The organism is Nocardia vulneris (genome assembly GCF_001613425.1).
In the GTDB taxonomy this organism is placed as follows: Bacteria; Actinomycetota; Actinomycetes; order Mycobacteriales; family Mycobacteriaceae; genus Nocardia; species Nocardia vulneris.
The window spans coordinates 289,657-309,055 of sequence record NZ_BDCI01000008.1 but is presented as its reverse complement, the minus strand read 5'-3'; the positions used below and the strand labels follow the sequence as shown (position 1 = coordinate 309,055).

At 69.7% G+C, this 19,399-nt stretch carries 16 protein-coding genes; 11 read left to right on the top strand and 5 right to left on the bottom strand.

Annotation, left to right across the window (positions count from 1 at the left end):
* Positions 1-143 precede the first annotated feature (143 nt).
* Positions 144-1,805 carry a MinD/ParA family ATP-binding protein gene (locus NVU01S_RS12615; protein ID WP_244467423.1) on the top strand — a complete coding sequence of 554 codons (1,662 nt, stop codon included), beginning with the start codon at positions 144-146 and terminating at the stop codon, positions 1,803-1,805.
* 61 nt (positions 1,806-1,866) lie between these two features.
* On the opposite strand, the gene NVU01S_RS12610 is transcribed toward NVU01S_RS12615, so the two are convergent.
* Complete coding sequence (locus tag NVU01S_RS12610) at positions 1,867-3,126, bottom strand: KasA/KasB family beta-ketoacyl-ACP synthase (RefSeq protein WP_043677574.1); 1,260 nt, start codon at positions 3,124-3,126, stop codon at positions 1,867-1,869.
* Positions 3,127-3,353: 227 nt separating this feature from the next.
* Complete coding sequence (locus tag NVU01S_RS12605; RefSeq protein WP_043677631.1) at positions 3,354-4,286, bottom strand: LysR family transcriptional regulator; 933 nt, start codon at positions 4,284-4,286, stop codon at positions 3,354-3,356.
* 136 nt (positions 4,287-4,422) lie between these two features.
* On the opposite strand from NVU01S_RS12605, the gene NVU01S_RS12600 reads away from it, so the two are divergent.
* From NVU01S_RS12600 to NVU01S_RS12555, 10 genes are all read left to right on the top strand, one after another.
* On the top strand, positions 4,423-5,376 hold the full coding sequence (locus NVU01S_RS12600; RefSeq protein ID WP_043677633.1) for an EamA family transporter: 954 nt from the start codon (positions 4,423-4,425) through the stop codon (positions 5,374-5,376).
* A 213-nt stretch (positions 5,377-5,589) separates the two neighbouring features.
* A complete protein-coding gene (locus NVU01S_RS12595) occupies positions 5,590-7,365 on the top strand; it encodes a hydroxysqualene dehydroxylase (RefSeq protein ID WP_043677576.1) in 1,776 nt (591 codons plus the stop codon).
* A 61-nt stretch (positions 7,366-7,426) separates the two neighbouring features.
* Positions 7,427-8,062: a pyridoxamine 5'-phosphate oxidase family protein gene (locus tag NVU01S_RS12590; RefSeq protein WP_244467424.1), complete on the top strand. Its 636-nt coding sequence runs from the start codon at positions 7,427-7,429 to the stop codon at positions 8,060-8,062.
* 77 nt (positions 8,063-8,139) lie between these two features.
* Complete coding sequence (locus tag NVU01S_RS12585) at positions 8,140-9,378, top strand: MurT ligase domain-containing protein (RefSeq protein WP_043677580.1); 1,239 nt, start codon at positions 8,140-8,142, stop codon at positions 9,376-9,378.
* A complete protein-coding gene (locus NVU01S_RS12580; protein WP_043677582.1) occupies positions 9,375-10,085 on the top strand; it encodes a type 1 glutamine amidotransferase in 711 nt (236 codons plus the stop codon). The genes NVU01S_RS12585 and NVU01S_RS12580 overlap by 4 nt, the downstream gene beginning before the upstream one ends.
* Positions 10,086-10,258: 173 nt before the next feature.
* Complete coding sequence (locus tag NVU01S_RS12575; protein WP_082032281.1) at positions 10,259-10,957, top strand: DUF2637 domain-containing protein; 699 nt, start codon at positions 10,259-10,261, stop codon at positions 10,955-10,957.
* Between the two features lie 51 nt (positions 10,958-11,008).
* Positions 11,009-11,467: a hypothetical protein gene (locus NVU01S_RS12570; protein ID WP_043677584.1), complete on the top strand. Its 459-nt coding sequence runs from the start codon at positions 11,009-11,011 to the stop codon at positions 11,465-11,467.
* Positions 11,468-11,644: 177 nt separating this feature from the next.
* Positions 11,645-12,532 carry an ABC transporter permease gene (locus tag NVU01S_RS12565; RefSeq protein ID WP_052281072.1) on the top strand — a complete coding sequence of 296 codons (888 nt, stop codon included), beginning with the start codon at positions 11,645-11,647 and terminating at the stop codon, positions 12,530-12,532.
* On the top strand, positions 12,529-13,596 hold the full coding sequence (locus tag NVU01S_RS12560) for a taurine ABC transporter substrate-binding protein (protein WP_043677587.1): 1,068 nt from the start codon (positions 12,529-12,531) through the stop codon (positions 13,594-13,596). Before NVU01S_RS12565 ends, NVU01S_RS12560 begins: the two co-directional genes overlap by 4 nt.
* Positions 13,593-14,393, top strand: coding sequence for an ABC transporter ATP-binding protein (locus NVU01S_RS12555; protein ID WP_052281073.1), 801 nt, complete (start codon positions 13,593-13,595; stop codon positions 14,391-14,393). The genes NVU01S_RS12560 and NVU01S_RS12555 overlap by 4 nt, the downstream gene beginning before the upstream one ends.
* 15 nt (positions 14,394-14,408) lie before the next feature.
* On the opposite strand, the gene NVU01S_RS12550 is transcribed toward NVU01S_RS12555, so the two are convergent.
* The 3 genes from NVU01S_RS12550 to NVU01S_RS12540 are packed head-to-tail and all read right to left on the bottom strand — an operon-like array spanning position 14,409 to position 19,363.
* Positions 14,409-15,467: a zinc-binding metallopeptidase family protein gene (locus NVU01S_RS12550; RefSeq protein ID WP_043677589.1), complete on the bottom strand. Its 1,059-nt coding sequence runs from the start codon at positions 15,465-15,467 to the stop codon at positions 14,409-14,411.
* A 6-nt stretch (positions 15,468-15,473) separates the two neighbouring features.
* A complete protein-coding gene (locus NVU01S_RS12545; protein WP_043677591.1) occupies positions 15,474-16,388 on the bottom strand; it encodes a transglutaminase family protein in 915 nt (304 codons plus the stop codon).
* Complete coding sequence (locus NVU01S_RS12540) at positions 16,385-19,363, bottom strand: circularly permuted type 2 ATP-grasp protein (protein WP_052281074.1); 2,979 nt, start codon at positions 19,361-19,363, stop codon at positions 16,385-16,387. The genes NVU01S_RS12545 and NVU01S_RS12540 overlap by 4 nt, the downstream gene beginning before the upstream one ends.
* Positions 19,364-19,399: the final 36 nt, after the last annotated feature.

Below are 19,399 nucleotides of genomic sequence, written 5' to 3'. Positions count from 1 at the left end.
GCGCGTCCGCCGTCCATAGTGCGTTTGCAAGCGAAGTCCGGCGGCCGCACACGGCGACGCGAGCCCGCGAACCCCGTGCTAGCGTTGGTTTCGCACTCAAGCGCCGAGCTCTCTGCTCGAAGTCCCGAGCAGATGGGGGAACTGTGACAACTAACGACCACAACCCGACCTCACCGCCCTGGCTGCAGAGTCAAGCGGTGGACACGGCCGACGCCACGGAGTCGGAGAAATCCGCCGAGCAGTCGCCCGAGCAGACCGGTGACGTGGAAGTGCCGGCGGCCGAGGCGGAGACGCCGGACCAGCCGGAGCAGGATCCCGCGCAGCCCGACTTCAGCGGTTCGACGGACCAGACCGTGTCCTACCCGCAGGCGTCCGCGCCGCCGCAGCCCTACGGTCCGCCCGAGGGTTTCCCGCCGCCCGGCCCGGCCGAGCAATACGGCGGCTACGCCCCGCCGAACGCCGGTCCGTTCGCGCCGCCTGGCGCATATGAGCCATATCAGACCGGCGCGTACCAGCCGGTGGCCGGCCACAGCGGCAGCCACCAGGTCGCGGAGGCGCCGAACCCCGGCTACGGCGAGTACCGCCAGGAGATCGGCCCCGACGGCCTGGTCCGGCGGGTACCGGAGCAGCCGGAAGCGCCCGCGCCGCAGCCCGAGCCGCAGGCCGCGCCGATCTACAGCTGGGCCCCGCCGCCCCCGCCGGTGTCGCATCAGCCGCCGCCGGTCTACCAGCAGCAGCCTCCGCCGCCGCAGCCGATGGGCCAGCCGCCCGCGCCTAGTTGGCAGGGTGGGCCGAATCCGCATCAGCCCGCGCAGCCGTTCCAGCCGCAGCACGTGCCCGCGCCGGGTCAGCCCGGTCATTCGGTCAACGACCTGAACCTGCTCAAGCGGGCCAGGCGGGCCCCGCGCAGCGGCTGGCGCCGCGCCGTGCACAAGGCCACCGGCGGCATGCTGAACCCGGGCGAGTCCGCGGCCGACGTGGTCTACCGCGACCTGGTCGACCGGGTGAACCAGCCGGTGCGCGGCGATTACCGGATCGCGATCCTCTCGCTCAAGGGCGGTGTCGGCAAGACCACCACCACGGTCGGTCTCGGCTCGACGTTCGCGTCGCTGCGCGGCGATCGGGTCATCGCGATCGACGCCAACCCCGACCTCGGCACGCTCGCGCACCGGGTGCCGCGCCAGACCCGCTCCACCGTGCGCAACCTGCTCGAAGACCAGCACATCAGCCGGTACTCCGATGTCCGCGCGCATACCTCGCAGGCGCCGAGCCGCCTGGAAGTGCTTGCCAGCGAACAGGATCCGGCGGTTTCCGAGGCGTTCAGCGAGGCCGACTACCGCAAGGCGATCGGCATCCTGCAGTCGTTCTACAACATCATCCTGACCGACTGCGGCACCGGCCTGATGCACTCGGCGATGGCGGGCGTGCTCGATATGGCCAGCTCACTGGTGCTGGTCACCTCGCCCGCGATCGACGGCGCGCGCAGCGCCTCGGCCACGCTGGACTGGCTCGATCACCACGGCTACGGCAAACTCGTCGAACGCACCGTCGTGGTGGTCAACGCGTCCCGGCGCGGCGCCTCCACCGTCGACCTGGATCAGCTGCGCAAGCTGTTCCTCGACCGCACCCGCGCGGTGCAGGTGGTGCCCTTCGACGACCACCTCGCCGAGGGCGCCGAGATCGATCTGGAACTGGTGAGCAAGCCGACCAGGCGGGCGCTGCTGGAACTGGCTGCGATGGTCGCCGACGACTTCGGTTACGTCGGCGCCCAGCAGTACCACCACCCGGGCCCGATGGGTCACTGAAAACCCTGAAAAACGTTGCGGCCCGGTACTTCTGTGCCGGGCCGCAGTCGTTCGCCTGACCTCAGTACTTGCCGAACAACACCGCGGAGTTGTGCCCGCCGAAGCCGTACGAATTGTTCATCACGTACTGCACGTCGGTGTATCTGGTTGCGCCGCTGACGATGTCGAGATCGATCTCGGCGTCCTGGTGGTCCAGGTTGAGGGTCGGCGGGATCGCGCCGTCGCGCAGCGTCAGCACCGAGATCGCGGCCTCCAGCGCGCCCACCGCGCCGACCGAGTGGCCGAGCGCCGACTTGGGCGCGTAGATCGACGGATGGTTGCCGATCGCGGCCGAAACCCCTTTGGCCTCGGCCACATCGCCGAACGGCGTGCCGGTGGCGTGCGCGTTGACGTGGTCCACCTCGGTGCCGTCGACACCCGCGGTCTCCAGCGCGCGCCGCATCGCGCGCGCGTTGCCCCGGCCCTCCGGGTCCGGTGCCACCAGGTGGTAGCCGTCGGCGGTCAGGCCCGCGCCGAGCAGCCGGGCGATCGGCCGCGCGCCCCGCGCCAGCGCGTGCTCTTCGGCTTCCAGCACAAGCAACGCCGCCGACTCGCCGAAGACGAACCCGTCCCGGTCCCGATCGAACGGACGCGAGGCACGTTCGGGTTCCCCGACCCGCGAACTCAACGCCCGCATGTTCGTAAAGCCCGCCAGCGCAAGGGCATTGATGCGACCTTCGACGCCGCCCGCGACGATCATGTCGGCCTCGCCCAGAATGATCGAGCGCCACGCGTGCACCAGCGATTCACACCCCGACGAACACGCCGACACCGGCGTCACGACGCTGGCCCGAGCGCCGAGTTCGAGTCCGAGCACCGCGGCCGGCCCGTTCGGCATGGCCATCGGGATCGCGAACGGCGAGACCTTGCGGTAGCCCTGATCGCGCAGGATGTCGTTCGAATCGACGATCACCTCCGCGCCGCCGACGCCGGTGCCGATCGAGACGCCGAGCCGGTCCTGGTCCACCTCGGGCGCCCCGAGGGTTTCCCAGATGCGTTTGCCCATCACGTAGGCCACCTGCTGGACGTAGGACATGCGCCGCTTCTTGACCCGGTCCAGCTCGGCGGTCGGGTCGACCTTGAACTTCGCACCGATATCGATCGGTAAGCGTCCGCTCTCGACCTCCGGGTCGTCGAGTTTCCGCACCCCACTCTCGCCCGCGAGGAGCCCCTTCCAGGTGGACTCGGCGTCGGCGCCGAGCGCGGAGGAAACCTCGACCGCGGTCACCACCACGCTCCGGAATCCTCCGTTGCGGGTGGAGAACTCGGTGATATCGCGCATTGCTGTCGCGTGTCCTTTCGTCTTACCGGATAGCCTGTCCTGCAATCTATTTGGCCGATCGGCGGCGCGTCATGTGCGGAACACTCACAGCCGGGCGCGGGAGTTGTGCGAAGTTACCAACGACGCCGACGCGTTCGCCGCCTAAGCTCGGCACTCGACCCCGGTACCAGTGGCTTCGCCGAGCCGGACCCGAACGGCCGCGAAACCACCTGTCAGAACTCGACAATTCACCGCAGGCCGGTTCGGCTCCCATCCGGCGGCGGGGAATCGGCGGTGACGGTGGTGACCGCATCGCGGAACGCCGCCAGCACCGCCGCGATGGCGGGACGGTGCTCGGCGCGGCGGCGGGTGGCCAGTTCGTAGACGCGGGCGGCGCGCACCCCGGTGAGCCGAAGCACCGACAAGTCGGGGTGCGAGACCGCGTAGCGCGGCATCAGCGCCACGGCGTAGCCGGACGCGACCACCGTTTCGATGAGATGGAACTCGTTGAGCCGCTGCGCTATTCGTGGTCGCACGCCGGTGACGGTGGCGATCGAGCGCAGCACGTCGTCGATCGGGAAGCCGCCCTTGACGCTGAGCCAGGTCTCGTCCGCGAGCTCCTCCGGGGTCACCGCGGAGCGCCCGGCGAGCCGATGGGTCGGCGCGACCACGACATCGATGGGCTCGCGCATCAGCATGTGCACCGAGATGCGCGAGTCGGCGACGGGCGCGGCGCGCTCGTCGCGGTGGGTGAGCACCACGTCGTTGTCGGCGAGCAGCCGGGGCAGGTCGGCGGGCGGCAGGTCCCAGTCGGTGGCCACCACATCGACGCCGCTGTCGGTCATCGCGGGCAACACCAGGGGTAGCAAAAGCGCTCCGCCCGAAGGGAATACGGCCACCCGGACCCGGCCACGGGGCGAGCCGCGATAGTGCGCCATCTCCGCCACGGCCCGATCCATCGCCGCGAGCACCTCATCGGCGCGCACCACCAGCGCCTGCCCCGCGTCGGTGAGCCGGACCCGGCGGCCGTCGGGTTCGAGCAACGCGACGCCCGCCTCCCGGGCCAGCACCTTGAGCTGCTGCGACACCGCCGAGGGGGTCATCGAGAGCGCGGCGGCGACGGCGGCGATGGTGCCCCGGTCCGCGAATTCGCACAGCACCCGCAGCCGGTCCAGCGACATCGGCGGGCCGCCGGGATGCTCAGCCACCGACGCCCGTGCCGATCGGGGGCCGGGCAATGATCATGAAGCAAAACTACATCAATGATCCGTATTTATTCGATTGTTCTGATGGTTAGCCGAACGCACGATGGACCACGTGACCGCTCGTGATCGACTGCTCGGATTTACCGTCATCCTGCTCTGGGGCCTGAACTTTCTCGCCATCCGCGTGGGACTCGATCACTTCCCGCCCTTCTTCTTCGCCGCGCTGCGGTTCGCGGTCATCGCGGTTCCGGTCCTGCTGTTCGTCCCGCGACCGCGGGTGCGCACCCGCTGGCTCCTGCTGTACGGCACCGGTTTCGGCATCCTGCAGTTCGCCTTCCTGTTCACCGCGATGCGGGTCGGCATGCCGACCGGGCTCGCCTCGCTGGTGCTGCAATCCTCCGCGCCGTTCACCGTGTTGCTCGGCGCCCTGTTCCTGCGGGAACGGATCCGGTCGAGCCAGGTCGCGGGCATCGTGGTCGCGCTGGCGGGCATGGTGGTGATCGGCTGGGACCGGCTCGAACACGCCACCCTGCTGCCGGTGCTGCTGACCCTGGCCGGCGGTCTCGGCTGGGCCTTCGGCAATATCGGCGCGCGACAGGCGACGGTCGAGTCGCCCGGCCTGAACACCCTGCACCTGACGCTGTGGCTGGCCGTGGTCCCGCCGCTGCCGTTGTTCGCGCTCTCCGCCGCCGCCGAAGGCCCGGCCACCGGCTGGCACGCACTGACCGGCTCCTTCTCCGCGGCCGGTTGGCCTGCCCTGGTGGCACTCGCCTATATCGCGGTGCTCGCCACGGTCATCGGCAGCGGCATGTGGACCTACCTGATGAGCCGCTACCCCGCCGGCGTCGTCGCACCGCTGACGCTGCTGGTCCCCGTCGTCGGAATCGCCGCAGCCTGGGCGTTTCTCGACGAAACCCCCACCCCCCTGTCCCTGGTCGGTGGCGTGATCGTCATCGCGGGTGCGTTCGCCGCCACCTCCGGCAAGCGCACCGCGACCGCCACCGGCCAGGCCGCGTCCCCCGACGCGGCCACCGATCGCCCCCGTCCGCAACTGATCGAGGCCTGAAACCTGCCCGGATATTCATGTGTGCCAAAGGGTTCTGGCAACCGTCGGCACAGGTTCGCCTATCCCCGCGCCGATATCGCTATGCTCACAGCCATTGTCCGAGTCAGCGTTCCCTCGGGCGAGGCACGGGGCGGGTACGCCGGTTCGGGACCTGCCGCTTTACAGTAGTGACAACATGTAACAAAGGTCCCGAGGCTAGGCACAGAGCGGCGCATGGCAGAAAATCGGTGGACCGTATCGCGCAGGAATGTTCTTCGCGGCACGGTGACGGCGGGGGTAGCAACAGCGGGGGCACTACTGACCGGCGCGCTCAGATCCGGGCCTGCCGCCGGTGCTCCGGGCGGCAGGCGGGTCGCGGTACTCGGCGGTGGCGTCGCGGGTTTGACCGCGGCGCACGAACTGATCGAACGTGGTTTCCAGGTCACGATTTTCGAGCGACGCGCCTGGGGCGGCAAGGCGCGCAGCGTGCCGGTTCCCGGCACCGGTTCCGGCGGCCGGCCGGATCTGCCCGGCGAGCACGGTTTCCGCTTCTTCCCCGGCTTCTACCAGCACGTGCCCGACACGATGCGGCGAATTCCGTTCGGCGACAACCCGAATGGGGTGTGGAACAACCTGGTCGCGGTGCCGGAGGCGCGCTTCGCCCGGCGCGGCGGCGACGATTTCCGGGTGCCGCTCGGCTTCCGCGCACGCGGCCCGTTCAGCCCGGAGGCCTTCCGCGAGACACTCGGCGCGGCCCTGTCGACCGCGTTGAAAATGCCGCCCGCCGAGGGCATGTACTTCGCCGACCGCCTGCTGGTGTTCAACAGCAGCTGCGATGCCCGCCGGGACGGCCAGTGGGACAACACTTCCTGGCACGACTACGTCGGCAACCACGCGCGCTCGCACGAATTCCGCGCGCTGCTCTCCCGCACGCTGACCAGCATCATGGTCGCCGCCAAGGAGAACGTCGCCAGTGTCCGCACCATCGGCAACATGGGCGAACAGTTCCTCGGCAACCCGCTGGAGATCGGCAACGACGGCGGAATGGACCGGGTGCTGAACGGGCCGACCAACGCGGTCTGGATCGAGCCGTGGCTGGACCGGTTGCGCACGCTGGGTGTGCAATTCGTGCTCGGCGCCGAGGTGCGCGAGCTGGAACTCCGAGACCGCCGGATCAGCGCCGCGCGCATCGTCGACGAGCACGGCACGCCCCGCACCGTCGAGGCGGACTACTTCGTCGTCGCGCTGCCCGCCGAACGGGCCCGCATGCTCTGGTCGCCCGCGGTGCTCGAGGTCCGTCCCGAACTGGGCGCCATGGACAAGCTGGTTACCGATTGGATGAACGGCATCCAGTTCTACCTGCGCAGGCCCGCCGATATCTCGCGCGGCCACGCCGCCTACATCGACGCGCCGTGGGCGCTCACCTCGATCAACCAGGATCAGCTGTGGACACGGAAATTCGGCGAGTTCGGCGACGGCACCGTGCAGGACTGCCTTTCCGTGGACATCTCCGACTGGAACACCCCGGGCCTGCTGTACGGCAAGCCCGCCAAGGAGTGCACGCACGAGGAGATCGCACGCGAGGTCTGGGCGCAGCTGGCGGCGCATCTCGACGACCGCGGCGACGTGCTGCGCGAGGCCGACCTGCACTCGTGGTTCCTCGATCCGGGCATCACCTGGCAGGCGGACAAGGGCCGCAACGCCAACGCCGATCCGCTGTTGATCAACACGGCCGGCTCGTGGGCGCACCGGCCCGCGCCGCACGGTGCGCTCGAAAACCTGTTCCTGGCAGGCGATTACGTGCGCACCAATGTCGATCTCGCGACAATGGAGGGGGCCAACGAGTCGGCCAGGGCCGCGGTGAACGCCCTGCTCGACGTGGCAGGCTCGACCGCCGAACGCTGCCGGATGTACACCCTGTACCGCGCGCCCGAACTGGAACCGTTGCGCCGCATCGACGCCGACCGCTACGCGGCGGGCCAGCCGAATCTGTTCGACGTCCCGATCTGAGCGATCGATCACCGTCGGACCGAAGCGGATCGCCGCGCCCGCGCAGATGCTTGAATCAGCTGTGGGCGAAATCAGCGATCAGATCACCGACCCGGCGGACCTGCGGCGACTACTCGGCGAGGTCACGCCGCTCGCGGCGAACAAGGAGCGCGTCGCGCTGCACCCCAGGGATCGGGACTGGATCGCGGCCACGCCGTTCCTGGTGATGAGCACCAGCGACGCCGAGGGCAACTGCGACGCCTCCCCCAAGGGCGACCCGGCCGGCTTCGCCAAGGTCCTCGACGACCGGACCCTCGCGATCCCCGAGCGGCCGGGCAATCGACGGGCCGACGGCTATCTGAACATCCTCGCCAACCCGCACGTCGGCCTGTTGTTCATCATTCCGGGGCGGCCGCAGACCCTGCGGATCAACGGGCGGGCCAGGCTGGTGCGCGACGCACCGTACTTCGACGACATGGTGGTGCGCGGCCACCGCCCGATCCTGGCCGTCGAGGTGTCGATCGAGCAGATCTATTTCCACTGCGCCAAAGCGTTCCTGCGCAGCCATCTCTGGCAGCCCGAGCAGTGGCCCGACGACGGCCTGCCCAGCTGGCCGCACCTGGTCAAAGAGGTGCAGAGCGAGGTCACCGCGACGATCGAGCAGCTCGAACAGCACTATGCCCCCGCCAACTACAACGCCAAGCTCTACCAGGGCTGATACCGGCCGAACGCGACGAATACCGGTCGGCGACAGCTGACGGAGCCGGTTGCGCCGGTCGACACTAGACTCGCGGCGTGGCAGACATTTCGGTGCGCGGGCGAATCGCGCTGCGAGCCGCGGCGGCAGCGTCGTGGGCGTCGCAGCGGGCGGGACGCGGTAAGGGATCGATGATCGGCGGGCTCATCGCGCTGCAGATCGACAAGACGATCATGGACCAGCTCGGGCGCGGCAAGCGCACGGTGCTGATCACCGGCACCAACGGCAAGTCGACCACAACCAGGATGACCACGGCGGCGCTCAGCACGCTCGGCGCGGTGGCGACCCAGGCCGACGGCGCGAACATGGACGCGGGCATCGTCGCCGCGCTCAGCGCGCACCGCGGCGCCCCGCTGGCCGCGATCGAGGTGGACGAGCTGCATCTGCCGCACGTCACCGATTCGCTGAATCCGGCGGCGGTCGTGCTGCTCAATCTGAGCCGCGACCAGCTGGACCGGGTCGGCGAGATCAACATGATCGAACGCAGGCTGCGCGCGGGCCTGGCGCGCCACCCCGGCACGGTGGTGATCGCGAACTGCGACGACGTGCTGGTGACCTCGATCGCCTACGACCACCCGAAAGTGGTGTGGGTGGCCGCGGGCAGCGGCTGGTCGATGGACGCCACCAGTTGCCCGCGCAGCGGCGAACCGATCCGCTGGGAGGGCAGCCACTGGCGCAGTACCGGCGCGGATTTCGAACGGCCCGAACCGAATTGGTGGCTGGACGGCAACGATCTGGTCGGTCCCGACGGGGTACGGCTGCCGCTCGAGCTGGCCCTGCCCGGCCGCGCCAATCGGGGCAACGCCGCACAGGCGGTCGCCGCCGCCGTCGCGCTCGGCGCCACCGCGGCCGACGCGGTCGCCGCGACCGGCACGGTGCGCGAGATCGCGGGCCGCTACCGGACCGTGCAGGTCGGCGAGCATGCCGCGCGACTGCTGCTGGCCAAGAACCCGGCGGGCTGGCAGGAAGCCCTCTCGATGATCGAACCGGCCTCGGCCGGACTGGTCATCGCGGTGAACGGACAGGTGCCCGACGGCGAGGATCTGTCCTGGCTCTGGGACGTGCGGTTCGAGCACTTCGAAGGAGTCCAGGTGGTCGCGTCGGGCGAGCGGGCCACCGACCTCGCGGTGCGCCTGACCTACGCCGGTGTCGAACACACGACGGTGCCGAATCCGGTGCGCGCCATCGCCTCCTGTCCCGCCGGGCACGTCGAGGTGCTGGCCAACTACACCGCGTTCCGTGACCTCAACCGCGACCTCGACGGACGGACGGCATGACCGAATCCACAGTACGCATCGGGCTGGTCCTGCCCGACGTGATGGGCACCTACGGTGACGGCGGCAACGCGCTGGTGTTGCGCCAGCGGCTGCGCCTGCGCGGCTACGCCGCCGAGATCGTCGAGATCACCCTGGCCGACCCGGTACCCGACTCGCTGGACGTGTACACCCTTGGCGGCGCGGAGGATTCGGCCCAGCGACTGGCCACCCGGCATCTGCAGCGCTACCCCGGGCTGCAGCAGGCCGCCGCGAAAGGCGCTCCGGTGCTTGCCATCTGCGCCGCGATCCAGGTGCTCGGCCAGTGGTACGAGACCTCCTCGGGTGAGCGGGTCGACGGTGTCGGCATGATCGACGTGACCACCTCGCCGCAGGCCGAACGCGCGATCGGCGAGGTGACCACCACGCCGCTGCTGCCCGGCCTCACCGCGGCGCTGACCGGTTTCGAAAACCACCGCGGCGGTACCAAACTCGGCGGCGACGCGACCGGGCTGGCGCGGGTCACCCGCGGCATCGGCAACGGGGTGGGCGACGGCCTGGAGGGCGTGGTACAGGGTTCGGTGCTCGGCACCTACATGCACGGTCCCGCGCTGGCGCGCAATCCGGAGCTCGCGGATCTGCTGCTGATGCGGGCGCTCGGCGTCTCGGAGCTGGCGCCGCTGGACCTGCCCGAGGTCGAACAGTTGCGCAGGGAGCGGCTGCGCGCCTAGGCGATACGCCGGGCATCGATATATCGCCCGGCCGCACGGAATTCCGGCCCGATGTGCACGCAACGCGCATCGGGCCGAATTCATTCATCGCGCCGAGTCCGTAATTGAGTGCATTCGCGACTCGAACCATTCGCTCCGTCGGATAACGCGTCGCGCGCGCTACGCTCCCCGCTATGACGACGATCACGCCGGGCGCTGCTGCCGAATCAATAAAGCAGCCGGCCCGTCCCGCCACGTGGCCGCGGGTGCGCAGCCTGCTCCGGCCGCGTCCGTTGTATCTGTCGCTGCTCGTTTCTGCCGTGGTGGCGATGAAAGCGTTCGAAATGTCGTTTGCCGCGCTCCATCATCTCGCCGTGCGGAATCTGGTGGAACCCGGCCTGGCCTCGAATGTGCCGATCGCCATCGACGGCCTGGTGGTCGGCTCCATCGTGGCCACCGCGTCATTTCCCAAACGCAGCCCGGGTTGGTGGTATGCAACCGGACTATTCGTTCTTTCCACCCTGGTTTCGGTCGCCGGGAATATCGAATACGCGCGGGAAATCGGCGGCGGCCCGGTGTCTTTGATCATCTACGCCGGAATGCCGCTCACCCTGCTCTTCGCGGTCCATCTCACCTTGATCCTGCTGGCCCGCAGCACCGCGCGGCCCGCCCCCGTCGTCGCACCGGTGCGCTCGACCGAGCCCGACGAGGTCGTCGACCCGGTGACCTCGCCCCAGCTCAATGGCCACGAGCCCCGGCTCGACGACCACGCGGCGATGGCCGCCGCGGCCCTGGCGAGCCCCGCACCGCCCGGTGGGCCGCGTACCCCGCTGCGCTTCAACGGTTTCGAGGCCGCGAACGGCCGCACCCTGCTCAACTCCAACAACCGATAGACAGGCCTCGCTGAAAATACACCCGCGCTCGACTACTTCGATGGAGTAAACATGGCTCTCACAGTCTGGCAGGACCAAGACGTCGATCAGTTCCGGGAAGTCGCGAGCAGGCTCGCCTCGGTGATCCAGAGCAGTGTTGATCGATCGGGCGCATTGAGCCAGCTCACCGAAGCCGTGGAAAGCGGGGACGCGTTCACGGACCTGTTGATCGAATTCGCCGGCCGCTGGTTCCACGAAACCGGCGGGCAGTCGGTGCTGATCGGACCGGAATTGTTCTGGCTGCTCTCCGAACCCAGCCTGCGCAAAGGGATCAGCAACGCCGTGCGCGGTCCGGAAACCGCGCCGGATCTCGAATACTCGGTGAGCAGGCGCAGCCGAAAGTTATTGCTGATCTGTGTCTTCGAGACGCTGGCGCAGAACCAATGGCTGGCCGGCAACATCAGCGAGCACATCAATATGAGCGTGACCCCGAACGCGGCAATCAACACCAGCATGAACGGGGTCGGCTGAATCGTTCGGCTGGGCGCGGCCGCGGCGTCGGACGTCCGGCCGCGCCCGAATTATGTTCACGGCGTTCTTAACTCTCCCCCGCCCCGGCAGGCCCGGATAACGTCGACCTTTGCCGTGCTGGGCGGTGAATCGTGAGGAGAGTGTCGTGTCCGACGTTGGCCTGCTGGGCAGGGCCGGATGACCGCGATCAGCCCACCGGAGACGCCGGCGATCGAGGCCGGGACGGCCTCGGTGCCGGTACGACGCCCGCACCGCTCTCGCCGCTCGATCCGGCCGGTGCTCACCCGCGTCGCGGCGCTCGGCCTGGTGCTCGGACTCTGGACGGTGATCACCGCGGCGGGCTGGGTCGATCCGCTCTACCTGCCCTCGCCCCGCGCGGTGTGGGATGCGTTCGTGCGGGCCAACTCCCGGCACCGGATCGCCGCCGGCGTCGACCGCACGGTGATCGGCGAACAGAACTATTACCTGTGGGAACACCTGGTCGCCAGCTTGCAGCGGATCGCCGCCGGAGTGGGCCTCGCGATCGTGGCCGGGCCGCTGGCCGGCTTCGTGATGGGCATGCTCACACCGGTGCGCCTGATCACCGAGCCGATCCTGAACTTTCTGCGCTCGCTGCCGCCGCTCGGCTACATCGGCCTGCTGATCGTCTGGTTCGGCATCGGCGACGTCGCCAAGATCTGGCTGCTGTTCCTCGCCGCCTTCCCGCCCATCGCGATCGCCACGCTCACCGGCGTCACCGGGGTCAAACAGGACTACCTGAACGCGGCGCGCGCACTGGGCGCCGGTCGGGCGCAGGTCATTTCGCGGGTGGTGCTGCCGGCGACGCTGCCGGAGGTGATCGGCGGTATCCGGATCGCCACCGCGTTCGCCTGGACCACCGTCGTCGCCGCGGAGCTGAACAACGGTATTCCCGGCATCGGCGGCCTCGCCTACATCGCGGGCACGCAACTGAATACGCCGCTGACCATCGCGTGCATCATCGTGATCGGCTGCGCCGCACTCGTACTCGACTCGGTCATCAAGTTTCTCGGTGCCAAAGCAGTTCCGTGGAAAGGCAAGGTATGAAATCCGCTGTGCGTCGTGCCGTCACGACCGGGTTCGCCGTCGCGGCCGTCCTCGCGACCACGGCGGGGTGCGTCGAATCCGGCCGCGGCGACACCGGCGCGACGGGCGCACTGGCGAGTTGCCCGTTCGCCCCGGACCCCGGCGTCACCACGACGGCCCGGATCGGCTACCAGGCCATCCCCAACGCCGACCTGCTGGTGAAGGATCGCGGGCTGCTCGCCGCCTGCCTGCCGAACGCGAAGGTCACCTGGAGCCAGTTCGCTTCGGGCGCCGACGTGGTGCAGGCGTTCGGCGCGGGCGGCCTCGAGATCGGCACCCTCGGCTCGGCGCCCGCGACCAAGGCGCTCTCGGCACCGCTGAATCTGCCGGTGCGGGTGCTGTGGATCCACGATGTCATCGGCAAGTCGGAGTCGCTGGTCGCCCGGGACGCCGCGGTCACCGACCTGGCCGGGCTGCGCGGTAAGCGCGTCGCGACGCCGTTCGGCAGCACCGCGCACTACAGCCTGCTCGCCGCGCTGGGGCGGGCCGGTTTGGCCGCGGATGTGCAGCTGATCAACCTGAAACCCGACGCGATTCCCGGCGCGTGGACCGGTGGCCAGATCGACGCGGCCTGGGTGTGGGATCCGACGCTGTCGAAACTGCTCGAATCCGGTGGGCATGTCGTCACGTCCAGCGCCGACACCGCCGCGGCGGGTGCGCCCACCTTCGATCTGGCGGTGGCGCAGCGGCAATTCCTGGACCAGCACGCGCGCTTCGCGGTGGTCTGGGCGAAACTCCAGGACTACGCCGTCCAGCAGCTGCGGACCGCGCCCGCGGACGCGGCCGTCTCGATCGGTGCCCAGCTCGGCATCGACCCGAAGCTGGTCGGGCCGCAGCTGGCCGGATACACCTATCTCGGCGCGGCCGAACAGGCCGACCCGAAGTATCTCGGCGGCGGCTTCGGCGGTGATCTGCGCAAGACGGCCGAATTCCTGTTGAGCCAGGGCGGCATCGACGCCGTCGGCGACGAAACCGCTTACCGCGACGGCATTTACGTCGACGCCGCGAAGGGCGCTGGCTCGTGACGGTGCTCGGGGAGGCCGACCGGCGGCACCGGGTCACCCTCACCGGGGTGAGCAAGTCCTACCCCGGCGACGATGGTCCGACGCAGGTGCTCGCCCCGACGGATCTCACCCTCGAGAGCGGCGAATTCGTCTGCGTCGTCGGCCCTTCCGGCTGCGGCAAGTCGACGCTGCTGAACCTGCTCGCCGGTTTCCTCGAGCCGAGCGAGGGCACAATCCGGGTCGGCGACCGTCCCGTCCTCGGACCCGATCCCGAGCGCGGCGTCGTCTTCCAGCAACCGAACCTCTACCCGTGGCTCTCGGTCCGGCAGAACGTCGAGTTCGGCCCGAAAGTCCGTGGCGTGCCCAAGGCCCGGCGCGCCGCCGAGGCGGAGCGGATGCTGACCCTGGTCGGCCTCGATCACCTCGGCGGTCGCCGTCCCTACGAGCTGTCCGGCGGGCAGCAGCAGCGCGCGCAGATCGCCCGCGTACTGGTCAACGATCCACAGATCATCCTGATGGACGAACCGTTCGGCGCGCTGGACGCGCTGACTCGCGAGCGGCTCCAGGGCGAATTGCGCACGCTGTGGCGCGATCGCCGCAAGACGGTCTTCTTCGTCACGCACAGCATCGATGAAGCGCTCCTGCTCGGTACCCGGGTCCTGGTCATGGGTACCCGCCCAGGCCGGGTGATCTACGACCAGCCCACCTCGTTCAAGGCCGATCTCGTCGAGCCGGGATTCGCTGCCATCCGCGACCGGGCCGGGTTCGCCACGATGCGCGACGAGGTCTCGGCCCAGATCTACGCCGCGCACGAATAGCGCTCCGGGACAGGCTCACCCGGCCGAACGCGCGCAGAGCTCGTGGGCCAGGCGCATCTTGTCGAGCACGCGGTCCGGGAGCACGAACGGGTAGAGGTCGGGGTGTCCCATGGAGCGGTTGACCATGTTGAGCGACCAGGCCAGGGGCAGCCAGAGGTCGATGATCTTGTCGAAGCCGGCGCGGCCGACCTGCGGACGGTCGAGGCTGGCGCCGGCGGGGGCGATACCGAACGCCGCCGCGGTGTCCAGAGTGTCGCGGATGTGCAGGTAGTGCGCGAAGGTCTCGGCCCAGTCCTCGGCGGGATGCATGGTGGCGTAGGAGGATACGTAGTCGGACTCCCAATTGGGCGGCGCGCCTTCGGCATAGTGGCGCTCCAGCGCGGCCTGATAGTCGGCGTCGGGATCGCCGAACAGGTCCCGGAAGCGCCGGCGCGCCTCGTCGTCGTCGACCAGCACCATGAAGTAGTAGTGGCCGATCTCGTGCCGGAAATGCCCGAGCAGCGTGCGGTACGGCTCGTCCATCTCGATGCGCAGTTGCTCGCGGTGCGGATCGTTGGCCTCGGCCAGATCCAGCGTGATCACGCCGTCCTTGTGACCGGTGATCACCTGCTTGTCGACGCTGGAGAGCAGGTCGAAGGCCAGGCCACGGGCCGGATCCCGGTCACGTCCGACGATGGGCAGGCCCAGCTCGGTCAATTCGGCGATCAGCCGGCGCTTGGCCGCTTCGGCCTCGGCGAACGCGGCCAGCCCCGCGGCGTCCAGATCGTTCGGACGGGTCCGGGTCAAGCGGCACGACACGCACAGCACCGGCTGTCCGTTGCCGTCGCCCGCCCCGTCCTGCGGCACCTGGACCAGCCAATTGCACTGCGCCACATGGAGGTTGTCGCACAACCGGAACCGGCTCGCGTCCACCACGCCGGCGGCCGCGTCGACCGCGGCGTCACCCGGCGGGTCACCGATCACCACCAGGCTGAGCGTGCTGAGACTGAAACCCAGTGGGCTGGAACAGGACAGGCACACCGAGTTCTCGAAGGCCAACTGCTGGCCACAATGGGGACAGGCGAAATCACGCACGCTGGCTCACACCTCCACCGGAGAGACGTCGACCGAAACGGTAATTGTGCTCTCTTTGGCGTCGGTATAGATGATGCCACGCAGCGGCGGCACGTCGGCGTAATCGCGGCCCCAGGCCACGGTGACGTAGCGTTCGTCGCCGAATTGGTCGTTGGTGGGGTCGAAGTCGATCCACCGCCCGGTGCGGTCGTGCGCGTCGGCGCCGGGCACCCACACGGCGGCCCAGGCGTGCGTGGCGTCGGCGCCGACCATGCGCTCCTTGCCCGGCGGCGGGTCGGTGGCCAGGTAGCCCGAGACGTAGCGGGCGGCCAAGCCATGAGAGCGCAGGCAGGCCACGCCGACCCGGGCGAAGTCCTGGCAGACACCCGTCCGGGCCGCGAACACGTCGGCGACCTTGGTGGACACCGTGGTCGAGCCGGACCGGTAGGCGAAATCCGCGTGGATCCGGCTGTTCAGTTCGGCCACCGCCGCCAGCAGCGGACGCCCGGGGGTCAGCGATTCGGCCGCGTACGCCGTGACCTCCGGGGTGATCTCCGGTGGGCGCAGATCGAGGGTGAACTCCACGGCCAGCGGACCCGTCGCACCGGTCGGCCGGGCGGTCTCCCACGGCCTGCTCGCCGGGCCCGCCGCGGCGTCACCGGGCCGGTCGACCTCGACCAGCGACTCACCGGTGACCACCAGGGTCCGATGTTCGGCCGTGACATGGAAATACGACGTGGTGTTGCCGTAGACATCCGAGCCGATGGACTGGTCCGAAGGCACCGGATCGACCGACACGTCGTGCGAGAGCAGCCGCTGCCCCGGGAATTCCCGCGGCGTCAGATACGCGCGGCCATAGGAGCTGGTGACCTCGTCGGAGTACCGGTAGGTGGTGCGATGGGCGACGCGATACCGCCGGGCCGCACCGTTGCGCTCGCTCATCCGACCACCCGGGTGCTGCCCCACAGCGGCTGGAAGCCCGCGGGCAGCGCCAGTTTCGCGGTCTCGAACGATTCGGCCAGCTTGCGCAGGCGCAGGTGCACACCGTCGAGCAGTTCGGCCAATTCGGTGCGCCTGCCCGCGTCGTCGGTGACCTCCAGATCGTCCGGATCCACCCGCCGCAGCATGCGTTGCGCGTCGGCGAGCAACCGCTGCGGCCGCGACGATCCCGAGGCGCCGGGCAGCGCCCGCAGATCGGCGTCGAGCCGGTCCAGCTGATAGGCCAGCGAGCGCGGGTTGGCGGTATCGAAGAGCAGCAGCCCGGCGACGGCCGCGATGCGCACCGAATCCCGGTGCCGCCGTCGGTAACTCACCTGCGATTCGGCCGCCCGCAGCACCGACTCGGTGACCACCCGCTCGGCCTCCTCCGGGTAGGTCTGGGTCAGCGCCGCCGACATCAGCGCGGTCAGCGCGAGCCCGCGCTCGATGCGTTTGCCGATATCCATGACGTACCAGCCGGAGTCGCGCACCAGCGACTCCGCGCCGATCCCGGACAGCGACAGCAGCGCGGCCAGCGTGAGCGAATGCACCGCCGACAGCGCGGCTTCGCGATCCTCGCCGAAGCCACGGTATTCGGCCATGGCGCGGTCCACCGCGCTGAGGATCATCCAGGTGTCGTTGGAGAGCTGGTCGCGCACGGCCCGCGCGGCGTTCGCGTAGCGATCGACCGCAAAGGCCAAGGAGCCGGGCAGATCTCGGTCGACGGTCAACGCCACCAGGTAGTCGTGCCCCTCGCGGGAGGCCCCGGCCACCGCCGGCCGGGCCGGCGGATCCACCGGATCGGTACCGGTGTCCGCCATCCCCGCCGCGGTCGCGGCCGCGGCGATCGCCTGGCCGAGCACGCCCGCCTCCGTCGTGCCGGTCACGATTTCGGAATCCGGCTGGGGCTCAGGCGAATCGGCCGCGGCGGGTGCGCCCATCGACTGCGACTGTCCTGAGTCGCCTTGCGCGGCCGCCCTCGCACCCGACTGGGTCTGGGTCTGACTGCCTGCCGAACTCGTTTGCGTCGCAATGCGATCCGGCGTCAGGCCCGCTCCGGTGTCCGCGGGTGGCAGCACATCGTCGGCCGGGGTGCCGAACAAGACCGCAGCTGGTGCGACGGTCGCGGTAGCCCGCGCCAGCGCGGCCATCAGCACCGGCACCGCCTCCGCGCCCTCCAACCACGGCCGGTACCGGAAGTCCTGGTACCGCTCGTGGGTGGCCATCAACAGCCGAGCCGCGGCTTCGGCGCGCTCGCTGTAGCGGCCCATCCAGAACAGGTCGTTGAGCACGCGCGGCGAGCTGATCGCCGCCACAATCGGCAGCCGCCGCGAAACCCGCTCCTCGTGCGGGGCCTCGGTGCCGACCGCGGGCGCCGGTGCCTGCGCGGCTCGCACCCAGATGTCCTTGGCGGCGATCTTGATCACTACTCGATCGGGCAGCGTGCGCTGATGCAGCTGGCCGAGGCCGCCCGCCATCGCCGTGTAGCCGCCGCGCCGGGCCATCGAGAACAGCCGCATGCCCACCGGCGCGGGGGTCAGTCCGCCGTAACCCTCCACCGCGGGGGCGACCGAGAACTGCGCGGGCTCCTGGCCGACCCACTGCCAGCCGGTGGCCTCGATCCGCGCACGCAAGTCCGCCCGCTGCCGGATGGACAGCGCGGGGCCGAAGATCGTCGCACCGTCGATGGCGGACCGAATGATCAAGCGGTGCAGGTTCTTTGTCAGATGGGCGCGTTCCTTGTCGTCGCCGCCCCAGAAGCTCGGCGCGCTCTCCAGCAGCAGATCCTCGCCGAGCAGCGCCTTGGCCAGGCGCGGCAGGAAACCGGTCAGCGCCGGGTTCTCCAGCAGGCCGCTGCCCAGGGTGTTCACCACGGTCACCGCGCCCCTGCGCAGGACCTCCACCAGACCGACCACGCCCAGCCGGGAGTCCGGCCGCAGGTCGAGTGGATCGGAGAACTCGGCGTCCACCCGTCGCAGCACCACGTCGACCCGGCGCAGCGTGCCCAGTGAGCGCATCCACAGTGCGCCGTCGCGCACCACCAGGTCCGCGCTCTCCACCAGCGGGAAGCCCAGCATGGACGCGAGATTGGCTTGGTCGTAAGCGGTTTCGGAGTGCACACCCGGGCTCAGCACCACCACCACGGGATCGTCGGCCTCGCCCTCGGGGGCCGACTCGATCAACATCAGCCGCATCGCCCTGGCGAACGGGGTGAGCGGCCGGGGATTCGAGTGTTCGAAGGCCTCCGGGATCGCCGTCGACACCACCCGGCGATCGGCGAGTGCGTAGCCCGCGCCCGACGGCGCCTGGGCCCAGTCGGCGGTGACCCGGAACCGGCCGTCGCTCCACCGGCTGATATCGCAGGCGTGCAGGAACAGCTGATGCCGCCCCGGCACCGTGATGCCATGTGCGGCACGGACATAGCCGCTGTAACCGAAGATCACCTCCGGCGGGAGCAGCCCGTTGGTGAGCATCCGGCGCGGGCCGTACACATCGGTGAGCACCTCGTCGAGCACCCGGGACCGCTGCACCAGACCGGCTTCCAGCCGGGTCCAGTCGTCCGCGGAGATGAGCAGCGGAATCGGGTCCAATCGCCACGGCGTCGTCACCGCCTGCTCGCCCGACCCGGTGACCTCGGTATAGGTGATGCCGTCGTCCTCGATCAGCCGGCGCACGCGGCTGTCCAGCCTGCCGAGGCCGGTGGTGCCCAGTTCGACGAAATCCGCGGACAGCTCCGACCACATCCGGCGCACCCGGCCGCCGGCGTCGACCAGTTCGTCGTAGTACCCCTCGGTGGGCCGGCCGCATTCGTCGTAGGGGGCGGTTTCCACCCCGCCGCTGCGGTAGCGCGCGAATTGCTCGGCCACCTGCTCGCGCACGCCGGGTGCGGCGCTCGTGGCCCGCCGCGCATCCCGCGACGACGCTTCGGCTTCGCGCATTGTCACCGCGCCGACCTCGCTTCCCCTGTCAGACGT